Annotated in this window: 9 protein-coding genes and 2 pseudogenes; 3 read left to right on the top strand and 8 right to left on the bottom strand. The window is 42.8% G+C overall.

Annotation, left to right across the window (positions count from 1 at the left end; genetic code table 11):
- Positions 1-189: 189 nt before the first annotated feature.
- The 5 genes and pseudogenes from AOT13_RS01490 to AOT13_RS01505 all read right to left on the bottom strand — a co-directional run bounded on the left by AOT13_RS01490 (position 190) and on the right by AOT13_RS01505 (position 5694).
- Entirely contained in the window at positions 190-1125 is a 936-nt protein-coding gene (locus AOT13_RS01490) for a Wzz/FepE/Etk N-terminal domain-containing protein (RefSeq protein ID WP_035501701.1), read from the bottom strand.
- 11 nt (positions 1126-1136) lie between these two features.
- Complete coding sequence (locus tag AOT13_RS01495) at positions 1137-2717, bottom strand: O-antigen ligase family protein (protein ID WP_003247843.1); 1581 nt, start codon at positions 2715-2717, stop codon at positions 1137-1139.
- Between the two features lie 18 nt (positions 2718-2735).
- Positions 2736-3221 (bottom strand): tetratricopeptide repeat protein, encoded by a 486-nt coding sequence (locus AOT13_RS01500; protein WP_035501699.1) that lies wholly within the window; start codon positions 3219-3221, stop codon positions 2736-2738.
- A 561-nt stretch (positions 3222-3782) separates the two neighbouring features.
- Positions 3783-4256: pseudogene (locus AOT13_RS20880) on the bottom strand (IS3-like element ISBth8 family transposase); the annotation flags it as partial.
- Positions 4257-4477: 221 nt separating this feature from the next.
- Positions 4478-5694: pseudogene (locus AOT13_RS01505) on the bottom strand (ISL3 family transposase).
- A 151-nt stretch (positions 5695-5845) separates the two neighbouring features.
- Between AOT13_RS01505 and AOT13_RS19855 the strand changes: the two are divergent.
- A protein-coding gene (locus tag AOT13_RS19855; RefSeq protein WP_097948914.1) for an IS3 family transposase occupies positions 5846-7005 on the top strand; the annotation gives its coding sequence in 2 pieces (ribosomal slippage) (positions 5846-6104 and positions 6104-7005; 1161 coding nt in all).
- 150 nt (positions 7006-7155) lie between these two features.
- Here the strand turns inward: AOT13_RS19855 and AOT13_RS01520 are convergent.
- Complete coding sequence (locus tag AOT13_RS01520; protein WP_045844651.1) at positions 7156-10206, bottom strand: S-layer homology domain-containing protein; 3051 nt, start codon at positions 10204-10206, stop codon at positions 7156-7158.
- A gap of 439 nt (positions 10207-10645) precedes the next feature.
- Here AOT13_RS01520 and AOT13_RS01525 point away from each other — a divergent pair, with 439 nt between their 5' ends.
- Positions 10646-11632: a C40 family peptidase gene (locus AOT13_RS01525; protein ID WP_045844652.1), complete on the top strand. Its 987-nt coding sequence runs from the start codon at positions 10646-10648 to the stop codon at positions 11630-11632.
- A gap of 32 nt (positions 11633-11664) precedes the next feature.
- On the opposite strand, the gene AOT13_RS01530 is transcribed toward AOT13_RS01525, so the two are convergent.
- Both AOT13_RS01530 and AOT13_RS01535 read right to left on the bottom strand, forming a co-directional pair.
- Positions 11665-13272, bottom strand: coding sequence for an S-layer homology domain-containing protein (locus AOT13_RS01530; protein WP_045844653.1), 1608 nt, complete (start codon positions 13270-13272; stop codon positions 11665-11667).
- Positions 13273-13376: 104 nt separating this feature from the next.
- Complete coding sequence (locus tag AOT13_RS01535; RefSeq protein ID WP_045844654.1) at positions 13377-16856, bottom strand: S8 family serine peptidase; 3480 nt, start codon at positions 16854-16856, stop codon at positions 13377-13379.
- A gap of 387 nt (positions 16857-17243) precedes the next feature.
- Here AOT13_RS01535 and secA2 point away from each other — a divergent pair, with 387 nt between their 5' ends.
- The gene (gene secA2 / locus AOT13_RS01540; protein WP_042384727.1) at positions 17244-19619 is read left to right on the top strand and encodes an accessory Sec system translocase SecA2; all 2376 of its coding nucleotides are present in this window, start codon (positions 17244-17246) and stop codon (positions 19617-19619) included.
- The last annotated feature ends 3 nt before the right edge of the window (positions 19620-19622 follow it).

Below are 19622 nucleotides of genomic sequence, written 5' to 3' on the forward strand. Positions count from 1 at the left end.
ACCTGAAGCTTCCTTTATTTTAGATTGGTCGAATAAAAAATAAAAAGATAAATGAATCATCCACATTTGAATGACTGCAAATACTGATGATTCATGTATCTTTTTAGTAAAAATATGTCACATTCACGCAATGGACCATCCCGGTCAATCAACTAAGGATTGTCGCTGACGGCCCATTACATGAACTTATTACTTCGACTCCTGCCAATAATGCTGGAAGAACACTACCCCAATACCAGTCATTAAACCAACCACAAGCGCAATGGCGATGTTTAGCAACGGTTTAGGTGAGTCTGGCGTTTCAGGCTCGACTGGCGCTGAAATAATCAATACTTTATTATCAACAGAGAAAATTTTCGAAAATGCTTGTAATTGTTGTTCTTTAGATGTGTATTGGCGATAAACATCCGAAACAGACTTAATTTCATTACTCAGTTCATTTAAAGAAATTAAGTCTGTTTCTGTGATAGATGAAATTCCTTGTAAATGTTCTTGATCTAAATTAATGATGTACTGATTATTGTAAGAAATCACTGCATCTAGTAAAAGCGATGGCGGCAGCTGCAATGCTTGCGCTTTTTGGCGATACTCTTTTAGCAATCTCTCAAGCTTTTCTTTTTCTAATTTTGCCTGTGCAGCAAAATGGTCGCTGTCTTTTTTAACTCTTTTTTGAATTTCTGTGAATAATGATTCTTTCACAGCCAGCAAAATGGAATCGAGCATTTTTTTGACGTCAGAAGGGTTTGTGCCTTTTAACTTGATATTCACTAGATTCGTATTCTGTACATTTTCAACGGTTAAGTTGGATTGAACTTGTCCAATATTGTACTGCTTGAGACCACTTTTTTTAATCGCTGCTTCAATAACTTGCGGCGATTTTACACGCTCTATATAAGCGGCCGGTGTAATGATTTCATTAAAATAGCTATCCATTTCTTCTGGCTGCTTCCCAGGCACTAATCCATTATTTACAGAAACAGTTGCTTTCGCTGAATAAACAGGATCTATCAATACAAAACTAGCTAACGCCGCAATGAGTACGGCAACTGCCGTAATGATAGTAATCAACCATTTTCCTTTTAAAATGATTTCTACTAATTCCCGTAAGCTAATGGTTTCCTCCATAACATTACCCCTTATTTACTATCTATCCCTTTTTCATTTTGTTCATGCTGATAAATGAGAGCAAGCATCATACCAACAATCGCCCATAATGGCGCTGCCGTTCCTGGCAATGTATCGTTAAATAACGATTGAATTAAATAAGCCATCCATGCAACACCCAACACGATTACTGCATTTTGAGTTTTTCCAAACTTCCAAAATTCTTGACCAAATTTCCACAATGTCATCAGCACAAGACCGATAAAACCGATAAAACCAATGATACCTGTTCCATACAAAATACCGATATAGATGTTATGCGGTTTATCGACAATGACGTTTTGCGTACCTAAACCAGCTCTTTTTTCAATATCGTCTTGCGGAAAATGGTATGGAAGCGTATCAAGACCATATCCGACAATGAAACGATCCATCGTGATCTCTAATGTTTTTTTCCATATATAGATGCGTCCTGAACCAGCAGCTATGCCCGGTTTTGGAAGCTTCGGTAAAGAGAAGCCTTCATTTTCGGCAGCGTATACTTTGGAAGTAAGCGCAGGACCTTCTATTGGATGAACAGGAACCATCGCTGACGGCTTCCTTTGTTCATAAGGATTACTTTTTACAAAAAAACCGATAGACTCACTCCACACTCTTGGATTTTTTGATGCTAACACATGTAAAATCGGCATGCTAGCTACTAAAAATGTTATCATAAAAGTTAAGGCGATTTTTTTGTTGTTTGATTTGAATGCCAAGAAAAATAAGAACGGTAACAAGAGGATAATTGTTAAAAATCCACTCGTTGAAATAGACATTAACACAATGACAAATGACACGAGCGCCGCAACGGTATGAATGATTCTTATGAACAGATTTGTTTCCACAATCGCACCAGCTAAATACATAACCGTCATTACGCCAAACATACCGCTCATAAAGTTCCATTGGTCCAATGTACCCAACAACTGTGATCCCTTCGCTAATTTAGCACCTTCCGGCAAGAAAGCGGTTATGGCGTTTTTCACTACTTTATATGTAAGTGCATCGTGTCCTAAAAAATTCATGATTGACAATGTAAAGTTGATGAAAACAAAAGGGTAAAGAGAATACAATACATAGAAAACAGCTTTTTTTGGATACTGAATGTGCATTGCTACAAACATAAGCAACAAATAACAAATATAAGACAGAGCTCCATCTGACCGATCTGGTTGACCATACAAAGCAAGTGTTTTATATGGTGCAAAAACAGTGGATAGAACGATCCCTAAAGCAAAAAGGAAAAAGAACCATAAAATTGACTTTTTAGGTAGATTGTAGTTTAAAAATAGTAATTTATATAAGAACAGACTGACAACCAAAGAAGTTGCAATTAATAAAAACACAAATTTATAGTAGTTGAAAAGCTCTCCTCTTGGTCCCGTATTTAATAAACTTTTTTCAGTAATTAACGGGCTGACAAACTCCGTCACATGAGCGCCAATAAGAAGCGGTACTATCGCAATAGTAGCTAGCAACACAATGGAAATCCAGCGGTCCACCCGCTCACGCGATAATTGATCCTCACGCTCATCGCGAGGTACCGTTATCTTGTAGTAAATATCATTCATTTTTCACTTCCCTTTCTTTTACAAAGTTTCCTGTACCAAAGCATCAACCTTTTGCTGATAATCAGGCATGTCAGCAGGGGGAGGCAATGTTTTGCAACGTTCAAGCACAAGGCGCGCTTCTTTCTTTTCACCGGCAAACACCAATATTTCTGCAAATTGCAGCATAAAAATCGGATCTTCTACTAAATATGGATTCAAATTCAAAGCCGTTTTCATCTTTGTAATTGCTGGCTTTAGTTCTCCTGCATTAGCAAGAGTCAGCCCAAGATAACGTTTCACAAGAGCAGAATTAGGGTGCTTCTCTTCTACTTCTTTTAATAGTGGTTTTGCCTCCGCAAACTGATTTTTGGTCATCAATTGAACAGCCTGATTGAATTGATTATATGACTTTAAGTATTGCTCGTCTTGCTTCTTACCAGCTATATGGGCATACCAGAAACTCAATATAATCACTATTATCATTCCTATGACTATATAACGCACATGGCCTTCCTTAATTTCCATAAAGCAAGTCTACCTTCCTACAAAAATTTCATTATTTATCAACATATTCTATTATAACAAGAAATTCGACAAAATTCATGGATATTTTTAGTTTTAGTTAAACAAAATAAACAAATCCATAATCCCTTTTTATCTAAATTTTTGGGTATATAGTAGATTAAAAATTAAAATTCTATGTCGATTGTTGGAGTGCGCTTGTTATGAAATTCCCCCTCTTTTATATGAAAATTAGATCAATGAACTAACACCTCGTTTTTGAGCAGGCCAAAGTTGCGGATACCATATGACATCCGTTTTTGATGATTTTCATTTTGTTGTTAATCCCTCTAAATAACCGTTTGTGTAGGGATACGAATTGATGATTTCCTTCTGCCAGCTTTTAAAGGTTTACTTCATACTGATATTCGTCTAGCCCTGATTCATCCATAACTTGATATAACTGTTCTAAGTTAGACCTTACATTCTTTCATTGCTTTGTGTCATCCATTTTTTAAAGACTTCTATCACTTGATTAGATTTTTTTCAATCGAAGACAACTCTAAATAACATGCAGGAAGTTCCTATTTTATGAATAGCGAGTAAAAAATGTTCTTGCAACAGAAGATCTTCTTCCAGAGGAAATGCTCTTTTAGATCGGCTTTTGTGCCATTTGTAATATCCAGCTTTGGAAACTTCGCTAATTTGAAGCAATCAGCAAGTAGATAATTTTTCCATGGCTCATCCATAATGTGAAACCTTTCTTCCCACTTTTAAGAACACTCTTTCCCATGTAGATTTGGCGCGCTTTTTTAGGGATTTCACCTGTGCTTTCCAATATACGTTTTCCTCTTCCAAATCGAAAGAATGTTTGTGATTCCACACTTCCCGTTGATCTTTCAATGACTCGCAGTGTTAAACTTTCTTAATCGATCCATTGTGCCATCTGGGCATCGCTCTTGACTCCAAAATGTACGAGGAACCACCGATAAGACCAGCCCTCCACCAATTTCAAACGAACGCTTCCCGTTTCCTCTCTTCGGAATAGGTATGAAAAGTTTATCCTTACTTCACCATAAAAAATCTCCTCCCAAGTAGACTGACTATTAAGAACATCATATCAAATGTCTTTTTTCACTGTCTACTTAATAGGGGATAATACCACTACATAAAAGCCGTTTTATTTTTATGAATTCTTCTACTTCAACACTAGATATAGAATACATCCAAATAAAGGTTCTCCGTCAAATGTTGGGGTGGTAAAGTAATCAGGCCACCCCTTATCCAATATGTAGACCCATTCCTTTATACTGATGTCTCAATAAGATTCTTGCTCGAAATCTTTTGAAGTTTTTATATCCATAGCCGTTTCGCTTGATGACTTTTGTCGTATTATTGATTCCTTCCAAAAAGCCGTTGGAATGACCATGCACAAAGCTATTAAGGATTTCTACTTGCCAATTTCGAAACGTTTCTATCGCTTGTTTCATCTCTGGAATTCCTGATTCATCTACTATTTGATAAAATACTTCCAGCTCTTTTTTTACCTCTTTAATCTTTTCTTGACCGATCTCTTTCGCTCGGTTAAACCACGATTGATAACGCTCTTTCAGTTCATAGGCTTTTTTTAGCTCTTCCGACATATTCAAATAGCGTTCTAAATGCCACTGATCGTCTTCGGTTAAAGTGTTTTGAGGTTTATAAAAAATGTACCTTTTTCTTTTGCACTTTTTGCGGTCATAGTCGTGAAACTGCTGCTGAATACGCCTCCGAACTCGATCGATCCCCCAATAAATATAACGACAAAAATGAAAGCGAACCGCCACGATCACTGGGTTCCCTAGGGCAGCACGAACGGCTGCCTTAAAAGAAGGACTCATATCCATAATGACCACTTGAACGTGGTGACCATGCCTTTGAAGATAGTCTTTTATCGTCTTTTTATTTCGGTTCGGTAGGATGTCTAGGGGTTGCTTTGTGATCCCATCGGCGATGATTAGTTGATACTTTCCTTCCCTTGTATCTCCTTTATACTCATCAATCGCAATCACTCGAGGGAGTGTGACTCTACTTGCTTGACTTCCGTTTGAGCGATTTGATCAAATCGCCTCATAATGGTCGTAGATGAGGTTCCGAAAACATCTCCTACTTCCTTAAATGTCTTCCCCTTTATGGCGCATACGGACACAGCCTGATTCCATTCAATCGATGTCCGTTGATATCGTTTCACAAATGTATTCTTTTCGGAAAAGCGTTTTCCGCAACCACAGGCATATCGACGACGTTTGTACCAAATGTACGTCATTCGTTCAAACCACTTTAAATGTTGAACTTTTTGCCATCGATAATCATGCACTTTGTTGGTGAGCTCACCACAGCTTGGACAAGGGTGTGGTTTTCGCTCCATTTCCACATAAAGGAGGATTTCCCCTTTACGCTCCTCCATTTTTATCACCTGACAGTCTTTTAATCCTGGGATATTCATAATAGAATTCATAGTACACGCAACTCCATTCTTTTTACTTGTTTCTGGACAATTCAAGTATAAAAGAATGACGGGGTTAGGTATTATCCCCTACAAGTAGACAGCGAAAAAAGAGGACATTTGATATGATGTTCTTAAGAGTCTACTTGGGAGGGGATTTTTTATGGCGAAGAAAGGACAAACTTTTAACACCTATTCCGAAGAGCTGAAACGGGAAGTCGTTCGTTTGAAGTTGGAGGAGGGCTGGTCTTATCGGCAGCTCCGCGAACATTTTGGAATCAAGAGCGACGCCCAGATTGCGCAATGGGGCAAGAAAGTTCAACGCGGCGAGTCATTGAAAGATCAACGGGGAGTGTGGAATCGCAAACATTTTTCCAGTTTGGAAGAGGAAAACGCGTATTTGAAAGCGCAGGTGGAATACCTAAAAAAGCGCAATCCAAATCTACACGGGAAGGAGTGATCTTAAAAGCGGAAAGGTTTCTCATTATTGAGGAACTGCGGAAAAAGCATCCACTTGTATGGCTGCTCCAAATTGGCGAAGTTTCCAAAGCTGGATACTACAAATGGCGCAAAAACCGATCCAAAAGGGCGTTGCGTCTGGAAGAAGATCTTCTGTTGAAAGAACATTTACTCGCTATTCATAAGATTCATCCATACTTCGGATATAAACGAATGACAAGGGCATTATCTAGGGAAGGAATCATGGTAAACCATAAACGTGTACGGCGTCTCATGAGGGAATTGGGAATTCAATCGGTAATTCGCAAAAAGCGTCCTTTCTACGGACGAAGAGGATCTGTGGTATTTCCGAATGTCTTAAACCGCGAATTCTGCGCCGACCATTCGTTTCAAAAGCTCGTAACAGATATTACGTATGTGCGTGTGGGAGATACGTTTGCTTACTTGTCTGCGGTTTTAGATTTATATAACAACGAAATTGTCGCGTGGGAATTATCGGAAAGAAACGATCTTGAATTGGTATTAAATACTCTGAAACAACTAGAGGAGAAGCCATTTAGCAAGAATGCTCTTCTGCATTCGGATCAAGGATTCCAATACACGACAAAATCCTATGAGAACCAGCCCCAAGAACTCAAAATTCAAGGAAGCCATTCCCGAAGAGGAAATTGCCACGATAATGCGTGTATCGAAAGCTTTTTCTCCCATTTAAAGACAGAGAAGCTGTATTTAGTGCGCCCAAAAACGATCAAACAGGCGCATCAGGCGATAGAAGAATATATTGATTTTTACAATCACAGTCGTTTTCAAGAAAAGCTAAACGGCCTTTCCCCGATTGAATACCGAGAAAAGGCCGCAGCTTAATATACTCTTTTTTTCATTGTCTACTTGACAGGGTTATGTGCAGTTGCGTGTCTTTTTTTGGCCCAAAATTGTGTGAAAACCCCAACATTTATTATAAAGCCATAAAAGCCCCGTAGAGATCTCTCTCCACAGGGCTTTTCACACCTTGAATTACTTAACAGTAATTGTAGTACCAACTTTAATTGGATTAGCAAGAGTGCTTGTATCTTTTACAGTAGTATTACCAACTACTTTAACTTTTAATGAAGAAAGAAGAGCTAAGTCAAGAGTAGTTGTTCCCACTGTCTTAGTTGTACCAGTTTGAACTAAGATATCTACTCCAGAATTGTATACTCCATTACCGTCAACATCTAGGAATAAACGGTTATCTGCTGTAGTAGTAGCGATACCATCAGCACCCGCATCTACACGGGCATTGAAGGTTACCACGTATTTACCGCTGTCTGTACCTGTACCATCTGCAAAAGATACGATATTAGCGTTATCTGCAACTGCAACTTCCGTACCATTAATTACGAATTGGAAGTCAGCTGATGTACCTGTTGTTACAGCAATAACATCTTCTGTAAATCCTAGCACGAGTAGACCGTTGCTAGAAATAGTAGCTGTCTTAAGCTCAGGAGAAACATCATCTCTTAATGTTACAGTAGCAACTTTAGGATCTGCTGTATTACCAGCTTTATCCTTAATATTGTTAATGTTAAGTGTATAGCTTCCATCTTTAGTGATAGACTGCGCAGGAATATTGATTGTTACATTGATATCTTTTGCAGCTGTATCTGAGCTTCCAGTGTTGTGAGCAATAGTAATATAACTTCCTGATGGTAGTGGTTTACCATTTAATAAGTAGTTATTCACATCTTGAACTGTAGCAAGATCTAATCCTACGTTGTCAGTCATGTTAATTACGATAGTTGAACCACTAGTTTGGTTAGTTGCAGCTGTTACAGATACAGGAGTAGCACTTACTACAGGTTTTACCGTATCAGAAGATGAGTCAACTTTTACTGTAGTTGTAGCCGCAACGTTTTTGTTAGCTTGAGTAGATAAATCTTGTACTACGTCGTTACCAATACGTAACGTATAGTTTCCAGCAGTTAAACCACCTGTTAATGGAATAATAACTTCTGTAGGATCATTGGTGTTAACTGATCTACTAGCAATATTAAGACTTGTAGAAGTATCTACTCCAGTAGATGTAACTAACTTAATATCAGTTGACGTTGCAAAAGCAACTTCCTCACTAAATTTAACAACAATCGCACCATTAGCATAAGTTAAACCTGAATATTGTCCACCCGGTGCTACATACGTAGTTCCTGTAATAATTGGACGCACAGTATCTTTAGTAATAGTAATACTATGGCTAGTAGCCACTTTAGCATTACCGTTCACATCTTTAATGCCGTCCCCTAATACTAGCGTACCAACAAATGTGTTGTTGTCATTAAATGGAACAGTGCCTTGTAGAGCTAAACGGATAACCTTTCCACCAGTATTAGGTTTCACTGTAGCTAGAATACCACCATCTCTTGAAATACCATTTAAGTCAAGTACACGAGTATTAGCAGTGAATGTAGTCACATCCATTGCCTTATCAAAAGTAACTTCAATTAGATTATCACGAACTACTTTAACTTCTTGAACTACAGGAGCAACTGTATCAGATACAACTGTAAACTGAGTAGTAGTCGGATTTTCCTTTAAGAAGTTACCCGCAAAGTCTTTAAAGTTTAATAATGTTAATGAATATGTTTTGTTAGCACTTAGTGCTTGGGCAGTAGTAAGAACAATTTCATTTGGTTTTGAACCAGCTTGAACAGTTGCAGCTTCTCCATCAACATATGCAATAGCACCAGTTGTTTGCACTGGTTCACTAAATTCCAAAGTAACTTTAGTTGTAGTTGACTTAGCCTCAGCTTTTACATTTACAAGTGTTGGAGCTACTTTATCGTCAGAAACTAGAGTAGTAGTATACTTCTCAATTTCTTTTCCATTAGCACTCTTTAGATTTTCAACTGTAAACTTAAACGGCGTACCTGCAGTAATGCCACCAAATGCAGTGTTAATGTCAGTTGAAGTTGTAATAGTTACAGTTTTACCATCTGCAGATAATTCAACATTAGCAGATGCATCTTTTGCAGCTAAAGATACAGGCGATGCATCAGTGTTAGTTTGAATTTTATAGTTATCTTTATTTAGTGCAGTCGTTTTTTCAACAGGCACATTAAATGTAACTTGAATTTGTTTAGCGTTAATCGCACTTACACTTTCAACTTTAGGAGTTACAACAGGCACTTCTACTTTTGCTTTGTCAGTAGTTTTGCCTTTGTATGAAATAGTGTAAGTTTTGCCTTCTTCTAATTTCGTTTTTGTTTTGATGACAACAACCGTTGTTTTGCTTTCAGCAGATGCTGCCGCTTTGATAGAAACAGAGTCGATTTCAACACCTTCGATTGCGAAGTCTTCTTTTTTCACTTCTTTTAATTCGCCGTTGAATGTTACTTCTAATGTGTTTTCATCAACGAATTTTACTTCAGTGATGTCATCTGCTGTAACTACACTGGAAACATCCAACGCGCGTTTAACAAACGAAGCAAATGCTGCACGAGTAACGCTGTCTTTTGGTCTGTATTCAGTAACAACCGTTACTCCGTTTGCTTCTAATGTTTGGATGTAGTCACGGAATGACGGATCAGCTTTGTCTAAATCAGTGATTTTAGATGTAAAATCAGCAGGTTTTGTTAAATCGAAAGCTTCAACAAGCACTTTCGCCATTTGCTCACGAGTGATGTTTTGAGCAGGGTTTAATTTACCTTGGCTGCCTGTCATAACGCCAGCAGCTTTCACGATTGCCGCTGCTTTAACTAATTCTTGGTCTTTTGCGTCAAGCGGCACATCGTCGAATACTTGTTCGATTTTGTCAGGCGCTTGGAAGCCTTGGTCTGTCAAGATGCGCGCAAAAATTTTCGCTACTTGACCGCGGGTAATGCTTTGGTATGGTTTGAACGTGCCATCTGCAAACCCTTTAATGTAACCTAATTCCACTAAAGCGTTGATGTTCGCTGCGTGAGAATCGTTCGGATTTACGTCACTGAACGATGCAGCGTTGGCTACAACTGGACCTACCGCTGTCGCAACTAATGCAGCAGATACAGAACCAGCCAAAAATTTGCGGTAAGACTTTGGTTGGTAAGCCATCTGTATTATTTCCTCCCCTTTTTATGGTGTAACTAATGAATTTATCATATAGGAAACTAAATTTAAGAGACATGCTGTATGTACACTTTTCCCATTATCCTCTTAAATTTAGCTACTAAACAATTACTAGTATAGTTTTTTATAGGCATCTTGTCAATGTATTCCTGCGCATTTATTTCTATGAAACAGTCACAAAATTCTCTTCCTAGCTAATATTCTACTAAAAATAACATATCGTGCAAGAGTTTTTTTCAAATCATGCGCCTTCGTTTCAACAAGATTACTATATGCGGTGTTGGCAGGCGGTATGACTGAAAATTTGTTACAAAATTGTAATGTTTCCGAGAAGAAACTGTAACGTTTCAGAAAAAATGATTATGATACACTAGCGATAGTGACAAAATTCGTACAATTTCGCCCGAGTAAAGGAGATGAGAAAATGCGCAGGCAATTGGTCCTGGCTCTGTTGCTCGGCGGGAGCGTTTTCGCGGCAGGCGCTCGCGCCGAGCAAGCAGAAGCGAGCGTGAACTACGATCACATCGTTCCGGCGGCAAAGCAGTACATCGGCGTCCCATACCGGTGGGGCGGCACGACGGCTAAGGGATTCGACTGCTCGGGATTTATCCGGCATGTCTACCAGTCGATCGGCATTGATACGCCAAGGACGGCGACCGATATGTACCGGATGGGCAAACGTGTCGACAAAAGCGCTTTGCGCGTCGGTGATCTCGTCTTTTTCAATACGAGCGGAAAAGGAGTTTCCCATGCGGGAATATACATAGGAAACAACCGGTTTATTCATTCTTCTTCTTCCAAAGGTGTGACGATTTCATCACTGAATGATTCATATTGGAAAAAAACATATATCGGGGCAAAGCGGGTGCTGGCGTACCGCTTGGCGCCGGGGCAGTTTCAAGATGTTCCCCCGTCCCATTGGGCGTTCGATGAGGTGCGCACCCTGTCGGAACAAGAGCTTGTCATCGGATATGAAGACAGCTACTTTAAGCCGGACGAGCCGATCACCCGCGCGGAAGTCGCCGCGTATTTGGCAGAGTATCTGGATTTGAATTTGTCTGACCGCTCGGTCCCGTTTAATGATGTGCCGGACGGCTACTGGGCGCTTGGAGCGATTCGGGCGGTACAAAAACAAGGGATTATGAACGGAAGCAATGGAAAATTTCATCCGGAAGACACGTTGACGCGCGCGCAGCTGGCCGCGGTGCTGACGAGAGCATTTCGCTTACAGCCGCCAGCTGCGGCGAAATCATTTACCGATGTGCCGCCAAGCTTTTGGGCGTTTCGCGACATTCAAGCACTGGCGGCAGCGGGAATTGCGACGGGGCGCACAGATGGCTCGTTTGGCCCGAACGATCCTGTCACCCGCGTGCAATTCGCCGCCTTTTTGTACCGCGCTATGCATCAGTAGCACAAAAAGCCGCAAGGGATGCCTCCTTGCGGCTATTTCTTTTCCAGCGTCCGTTTTAAAAATAAAGCAAACTGCCCTCTTGTTATCATCTCGTTCGGGCGGAACGGATCAGCGACGGTAATGCCATTAAAGGCGAGCGTCTGGATTTCGTTGTATGCCCAAAACGATGGCGGAACGTCCCGGAACGGGCGCAGCACCTCTGGCTGTTTGTATATATCGGAGCAAGCGCGGGCAAGCACAACCGCCATCTGTGCTCTTGTCATATACTCATTCGGCCGGAGCTTTCCCCCTTGTCCAAGCAGCCCGTGTGCCTCTGCAATGGCCATTTCTTTGTATCCAATGTCTCCTTCTTTCATATCCGTTGCCTTCACTTTATATCCTTCCGGCAATGTCAGGCTGAATGCGCGGACAAGCATGCTTGCAGCGTGGCGGCGCAGCAGCTTTTCGCTTGGCCGGAATGTGCCGTCCGCATAGCCTGTGATGATTCCGCGGTCATACAATAGTTTCACGGCTTGCTTCGTCTCTTCGTCTTCAACGTCCGGAAAGAGCGGACGGGAGCTGACGCTTGCGGCAATGTTGCGGTAATTGACAACCAGCGTTTCCGAGCCGCGGTTAAATCCTTTTGCCATAGGCAGAACGGCGCGGAATAATACGCGGTCGTTCCAATCTTTTTGAAAAAGCCATGAAACGTCATCAGAAAGCGCCGATGGGCGGTACCAGCTTTCCGATACGCCCGCGGATCGCGTGCCAACGTTAACAGAAGCGTACCGTCCATTGCCGTCTTGCGCATTAATATATGCCGGCGCTTTCGGGCTATATAAATAAAGCCGCAAATGATAGTATGATGCATCGGACGGATCCAGCATATAGCCTGTTAAGCGGAGCGGCAGCGGGGACAGGACGGCATAGTTGTTCCCAAGCCGCTCCTTCCAATATGCTTGCAGGCTGGAAAGCTCAAACGGCGTCGGAATGTGGACATTCATTTGCATATGCCCTTTAACCGCAAGCGGCGAACCGAACAGTTGCACATAGTCTTCCGCTAATATTTCCGGCAGCGACCATTCGTAAGCGCCGCTTCCGTCCGCATGCACGGATGGGTAACGGAACAATTCGCGCGCTGCGGCGTATTTGGAGCGAAGCCAATCAGCCGGCTTCAGCTGCTCTTTGTTGATTAAATAATAATAGGTAAAATGATGTCCGTATTCATGAGCAAGCGTTGTCGCCATTTGCGCAACGGTCGTTAATTCATTTCCGCCATATAAATGGATGACCCGGTTGGGCAACAGTGACAGCGTCTTTCCGATTTGGTATTCGGCGAAGTATTGCCCGAGCACGTTTTCTCCTGCCGGATAATCAGGAAAAATCATGATTTTCCCAAGAAGGGAAAGCTCAGGGCCGTGCTTGTTCGCCAAAAGTTCTGCCTCAAGCGCTTTTAATTGCGCTGTCGTGCGCCATTTCGAGCTGTAACTTTCAATGGTCACTCCGCTTGTGCCTTTATAGCGGGCAATCAGCGGGTAAAAATCTTCATAGTTGCTTTGCACTTGGGCTTTATTGGTGAGGTCAACGACATGGGCATCAACGGTTTTTCCGCCAAAGATGAACGCTATGGCAAAGAAAAGAAGGAAAGAATATTTGCGCATATGCCTCGTCTCCTTTGCGGTTTGCTATTTTCATAGTAACATAGATTATTGAAGAAAAAAGATGCTCCATGCGTCTTGCTTGGAAGCATCTTTTTTCTTCATTATTATTTTACTGGTGAAACCGAAAGCGTATATGGCTGCGCGCTTGGGCGTGCAAAACTGTCTTCCACAACGATGTAGTATTTTCCTTTTTTCAAAGTAACAGTAGCAATTTCGCTGTCGCCTTCGCCATAATAGTCGAATGTTTGCACAAGCCCGCCTTTTTCATTATAAATGGAGATGACGCCATCCATCGTAACGCCGCCAGCAAGCTGGACGGTAAATTTGCCGTCTTTCGCCGCGGTAAACACATAATAGTCTTTATCGCCGTAATCGACGGACGCGTTCAAATAGCCGGTCGCTTTGAACGTATTTCCCGACTGTTTCAAACTGAGCGGTTTGGATGGCACGTTGTTTTTCACCACAGATCCCGCATCTTCATCTTTTTTCGGCAGCGTTTCAATGCCGAAGCGGTATGATTGAAGCGTTAGTCCATCGTACGGATAGCTGTTTATGATAAAGAAATAGCCTGTGTTTTTCTTCGCTTTAAACGAACCGTTCACATCGTAAAGTGGATTGAGTCCGGTCGGCCAAAATTCAACCATTTTCCCCGCTTCTTCGTCATCAATGGTCATGTTTCCATTCGTATCTTCCACCACTGTCGCAATCGGAATTAGCGTGCCTTGCAATTCAGCCGGCAAGCTTGCTTTGTTTGCCAATTTATCCGGGCGCGCAAAGAATGTGAATATGTCGTCATTGGCACGGTGTTTGTAATAGTATATATCCTCATCATTGTTCAACGCGAAATTGCCTGTCACAGCCTTGTTCGGCTGAACGACCGTCGCGCGGATTGTCTCATTATTGTTTTCATTCACGTCTTTCGGCGCATCCATTAATTTTTCCGATGTAAATGTATATGGATCAGCAGACGGTTGGTAACGGCCATTGGCAACCGATAAATAATATTGTTTTCCTTTTTCTAAAAATAGCGTGAACGTGTTTGTCTTTTGGCCTGTAAAGTAGTCATAGCCGTTAAATTCGCTGATAGGATATAAGTCGTCTTGTTTCGGGTCATATTCATACACTACCGCCTCTGGCTGCATGTCATCCGGCACATCAAATGTAAAGCGGTAAACTGCTGTGTCATCGACAGAAGACAGCTTGTAAAAATCGCGGTCTTCGCCAAATTGGATATGCGCCGACTGCTTATCGCCAAGGCTGTAAGGAAGCGCATTTTCTTTTATGTGCTGTATGTCTTCTTTTTCGAAAGACAACGGGCCGTTATCTTCTATTATTATAATAATATCTTTCTTTTCTTTCGCTTTTTTGTTTAGCTGCGCTTCTTCAGCCGGAGTCGTCTCTTCCGATGGCGCCGGTTCTTCCTCATCATCTGTCAGCGGATATCCATCTTCATCCGGCGGCATGGTTACCGGCTCCACCGTTAAACGGTACGGAATGGCGGACGCTGGCGTATCACCATTTGCGCCGGAGGATTGCGGGAACAAGCCATAGTACCAAAAATCGAGCGGCGGTTCGCTTGCCACTTCAATGACATATTCCATTTCCGGATCTGCTTCAAACGTGACTGTCTCGCCTTTTCCGCTGCCGTTATTATTTACTGGTGGAACAATCGGATATGGGCCATTCTCGGGATCAGCCGGATGATAGAAGTCTTCCGCTAAGTAAACGCTGATTGTCGAATTAATGCCCGGAACCGGCGAAAGATTCAGCTTCACTGTTGTCGGTTCTTCCACTTTAAATGTGAAGTAATCGTGATCCACTTCCCCTTCTTTTTCCGGGATGAAAGTCAATGGCGCGAATTCTGACTTGTCGCTGTCAAAAGGAAGCTGTTCAATGGCAACAGGATTGTCTTTCGTGGAATTGTCCTCCGCCAGCGTTGTTAATTTTTGCAGTGTTAGCGTGTACTCCGATTTTCCCTGCGTGCTATAGTTGCCATTCGCATCCGTGATGCCGATGACAAGCGTGCCGTTTTCTTTTGCTGTAAACAATTTTCCTTCTATTTCTCCAGCGCGCGTGTCATTGACATTGATTGGCTTTTCGGATTGTTTTTTGCCTTCAGGGTAGAAGCGCAAGATCAGCTTGTAATCGTAATCTTCTGCACCTTCCAGCACGGCTTGGATGCTTTCCCCGGCGTTAACATCCACCTTCAGCCAGTCGATTTGTTCCGGTGCTGTTAAGCTTCCCGTTTTTGTTGTTGTTTCTTCCGTCAGCTGCAGCGGAGCAGCTTTGGCGAGAATCGCTTCATCGCTCCACGTTTCTTTTTTCGGCAATTTCTTTATGTCAAAGTTCAGCGCGGCAACCGGATTGACAAGGCCGTTCGCATATTTAAGATCATAGCCTTTTTCTCCAAGATCGGTCGCCGTTTTTTCTAAAATTGCCTCCACTTCATACGGCTTTAAGTCCGGATATTTGGATAAAATGAGTGACGCCACGCCCGCCACAACCGGAGAAGCCATCGATGTTCCGCTTAATTCCGCAAAGGATGCGCCTTTTGTCGGATCATAAACGGTGCTGTAAACATCGACGCCCGGCGCGACAATATCTACGGATGGACCGTAGTTAGAAAAGTTTGCTAAATGGTTTTTGCTGTCGGTCGCTCCGACGCTAATGACGCCTTCATACGATGCCGGGACGGCATACTCATCGGTTGCTTCGTTGCCCGCTGACGCAACGACGGTAACGCCGGCGTCAATCGCTTTTTTTACCGCATCTTCCAAAATCGGGGAGTTAAAGTAGCCGACAAGGCTCATGTTGATGACTTTGGCTCCTTTTTCAATCGCGTATAAAATACCTTGGGCAATCACATAGTCGCTCGCGCCCCATTCACCGTTAAACACGTCGATCGGCAAAATTTTTACATTAGGATTAATGCCATGTGCGCCAACACCGTTGTTGGCGGTCGCCCCGATAATCCCGGCAACATGTGTTCCGTGAATATCTTTCACTACCGGGCCTGCCGGATTGACTGCATTATATGCTGGAAGCAGCTGGGCCTTTAAATCGGGATGCTTCGTATCCACACCGCTGTCAATGACCGCCACCGTTACGCTATGTTTGCCGGCAAGCTGCAGTGCTTTATCGATCTGCAATAACGAAAGCGGGTACATTTTATCGTTTTTCGGATCGTTCGTGCTAACCTTTTTATATGTAAAACTTGGCGTGACACTCTTCACGGCTTTCAGCTTAGCATAGGCGCGTATCACTTCTTTCGCCGTTTTTCCTTTTTGCACTGTGACGACATCATAACCTAACTGCGGAAACGATTTTTTCAATGTTGCGCCAAGGCTGCGATGGACGCTGGCAGGAATTTTCTCTTTGTACTTGACGATCAGTGTATCTTCGCTGATTTGGTCTTTCGCCTCTTTCAGCCGCTGATAAGAGAGCCGGGCCTTTGCGGCGTGTTGCTGGGCATGTTGCTTCTTCCATTGCTCCAACGGCGGCATTGTGGACGCCTGGGCAAAGCTAGGCAAGACAAGTGCGGACGCAAGCCCAAGCGAAACGGCTGTTTTTTTCCATTTTTTCATTAAAGTCCCCCATTTCTATTAATTTTTTACACTATTCATTATTATTATAACGTAAATCATAAGAAAAAGTTTCATAGTTTTATAAATTTTTCCTCGAAAAATGAATAATAGTGCTGAAAAGCGGCAAAATTGCGAATAAGCACGCATAATCTGCTGCAAACAATGAGGAACTCGCACCATTGTGGCTGTTTTTATCCCGTTGATCTTCAAGCCGTTGAATTGGCGCTGCGGAGATCAGCAGCCATTCCCCAAATCTTGTTTTTCAGAAAACAGGAAACATGTTACAACCCTGCAATGTTGCAGATGAAGATTTAAGGTGAAACGCAAAACAAACAATGATATACTAGATTAAGTGATGATTCGACATGTGTGGAGGAGACTAGCAGAATGTTGTCTTATGTTAAAAAGCTATTCAACAGCGATGAGAGACGGTTGAAGCGCTACTACAAAATCGTTGATCATATTAACGCACTGGAACCAAAGTTTGCAAAACTATCCGATCAAGAGCTGCGGGAAAAAACAGCTTATTTTAAAAATGAACTCGCCAATGGAAAAACGGTATTTGACATTCAAGCAGAAGCGTTTGCGGTGGTGCGCGAAGCAGCGAAACGGGTGCTCGGCATGCGCCATTTCGACGTCCAGCTGATCGGCGGGCTTGTGCTGGCGGAAGGAAACATTGCCGAAATGGCAACAGGAGAAGGAAAAACGCTCGTCGCGTCATTGCCGAGCTATTTGCGCGCTTTAGAAGGAAAAGGAGTGCATGTCATTACCGTCAACGAATATTTAGCCAGACGGGACCGCGAATTGATTGGGCAAATTCATGAATTTTTAGGGCTGACCGTCGGGCTGAACCTTCCGATGATGGAAACGGAAGAGAAAAAAGCGGCATATCAAGCAGATATTACATATGGAATCGGCAGCGAATTCGGCTTTGATTATTTGCGAGACAACATGGTTTATGACATATCCCAGCGCGTACAGCGCCCGTTTCACTACGCGATTATTGACGAAATCGACAGCATCCTCATCGACGAAGCAAAAACCCCGCTCATTATCGCCGGCAAAACGGGAGTCAGCTCTGAGCTAAGCTATTTATGCGCCCGCATTGTTAAAACATTGCAACGCGATGTCGACTACTATTATGACGAAGAAACAAAGGCAACGAACTTGACGGAAGAAGGAATCGCCAAAATCGAGCGCGGCTTTGGCATCGACAACTTGTATGATGTAGAGCATCAAACTTTATATCATTATATCATTCAAGCATTGCGCGCCCACGTGTTATTTCAGCGCGACGTCGATTATATCGTCAGAGACGGGAAAATTGTATTAATCGACATGTTCACCGGGCGGCCGATGGAAGGGCGGAGCTTAAGCCACGGCCTCCATCAGGCGATTGAAGCGAAAGAAGGGCTTGAATTAACGGAAGAAAATAAAACACAGGCAGCGATTACGATTCAAAACTACTTCCGGCTTTATCCGATTTTATCGGGCATGACAGGGACCGCCAAAACGGAAGAAAAAGAATTTCAAACTCTCTACGGCATGGATGTCGTGCAAATCCCAACGAACAAGCCGGTCATCCGCGTCGATGAGCCGGACCGTGTCTTCTTAACAATCGATCAGAAATATAAAGCGGTCGCGAAAGAAGTAAAACGTGTGCATGAGACAGGACAGCCGGTCTTAATTGGAACAACGTCCATTTTGCAGTCGGAAAAAGTCGCCAAATACTTAGAAGCGGAAAATCTGCCGTTTCGCCTCTTAAACGCGAAAACGATCGAACAAGAAGCCCAGCTGATCGCGCTGGCTGGACAAAAGGGGCAAATAACGATCGCGACAAACATGGCCGGCCGCGGGACAGACATCATGCTTGGCGAAGGGGTGGCCGAACTTGGCGGGCTGTTTGTGCTCGGTACAGAACGCCACGAAGCGCGGCGCATTGACAATCAGCTGAAAGGGCGGGCCGGCCGCCAAGGTGATCCGGGTCGTTCCCAGTTTTTCATTTCTTTGGAAGATGACATGTTCCGCCGGTTTGCCAAAGAAGAGATGGAAAAATGGATGAAAAAAGCAAAGACAGACGAAAACGGAGAAATTTTAAATAAAGAAATCCATGAGTTTGTCGATCGCGTTCAGCGCATTTGCGAAGGCAACAACTTCTCGATTCGCGAATACAACTTAAAGCTTGACGACGTGCTGAACGACCAGCGGACAGCGGTTTACCAATTGCGCAACCGCATTCTCGAAGGCGATCGCTTGATTCCGTTAGTGATCGATATGCTTCATTCATATGTTCCATATGAAATCGAACAACATTGCCCGGCGGATATGCTTCCAGAAGAATGGGATTTAGAGAAGCTTACTGAGCAGCTGCGCGAAATCATCCCTTTTCCTGCCGTCCAACTTTCGGGAAACATTAACGACATAGAAGACGTGAAAAGCAATGTCCAGCACTCGCTGGAACAATACATTCATTATTTAGAAACAATGAACGATGCCGAGCAAGTGAAAGCGGAAATCAGGCCTTCTTTGCTTTCCATTGTCGATTATTATTGGCTGAATCACCTTGACGCGATGGAACGTTTAAAAGAAGGAATCGGTTTGCGCTTCTACAGCCAAGAAGATCCGATTCGCCAATACCAGCGCGAAGGATTTGAGCTGTTCGTATATATGTACCATCAAATCGAAGCGGATATTTGCCGCCGTCTCGCACAGGCGGTCGCTCCAAAAGCCGCCGCCAGTGAAAGTGCTGGAAAAACGTCCTAAAAT

The organism is Parageobacillus thermoglucosidasius, assembly GCF_001295365.1.
GTDB classification, from domain to species: Bacteria; Bacillota; Bacilli; order Bacillales; family Anoxybacillaceae; genus Parageobacillus; species Parageobacillus thermoglucosidasius.

Coding starts and splice junctions, on each gene's coding strand:
- AOT13_RS01495 (WP_003247843.1), bottom strand. CDS start 2,717: ATGAATGATATTTACTACAAGATAACGGTACCTCGCGATGAGCGTGAG.
- AOT13_RS01535 (WP_045844654.1), bottom strand. CDS start 16,856: ATGAAAAAATGGAAAAAAACAGCCGTTTCGCTTGGGCTTGCGTCCGCA.
- AOT13_RS01520 (WP_045844651.1), bottom strand. CDS start 10,206: ATGGCTTACCAACCAAAGTCTTACCGCAAATTTTTGGCTGGTTCTGTA.
- AOT13_RS01525 (WP_045844652.1), top strand. CDS start 10,646: ATGCGCAGGCAATTGGTCCTGGCTCTGTTGCTCGGCGGGAGCGTTTTC.
- AOT13_RS01500 (WP_035501699.1), bottom strand. CDS start 3,221: ATGGAAATTAAGGAAGGCCATGTGCGTTATATAGTCATAGGAATGATA.
- AOT13_RS01530 (WP_045844653.1), bottom strand. CDS start 13,272: ATGCGCAAATATTCTTTCCTTCTTTTCTTTGCCATAGCGTTCATCTTT.
- secA2 (WP_042384727.1), top strand. CDS start 17,244: ATGTTGTCTTATGTTAAAAAGCTATTCAACAGCGATGAGAGACGGTTG.
- AOT13_RS01490 (WP_035501701.1), bottom strand. CDS start 1,125: ATGGAGGAAACCATTAGCTTACGGGAATTAGTAGAAATCATTTTAAAA.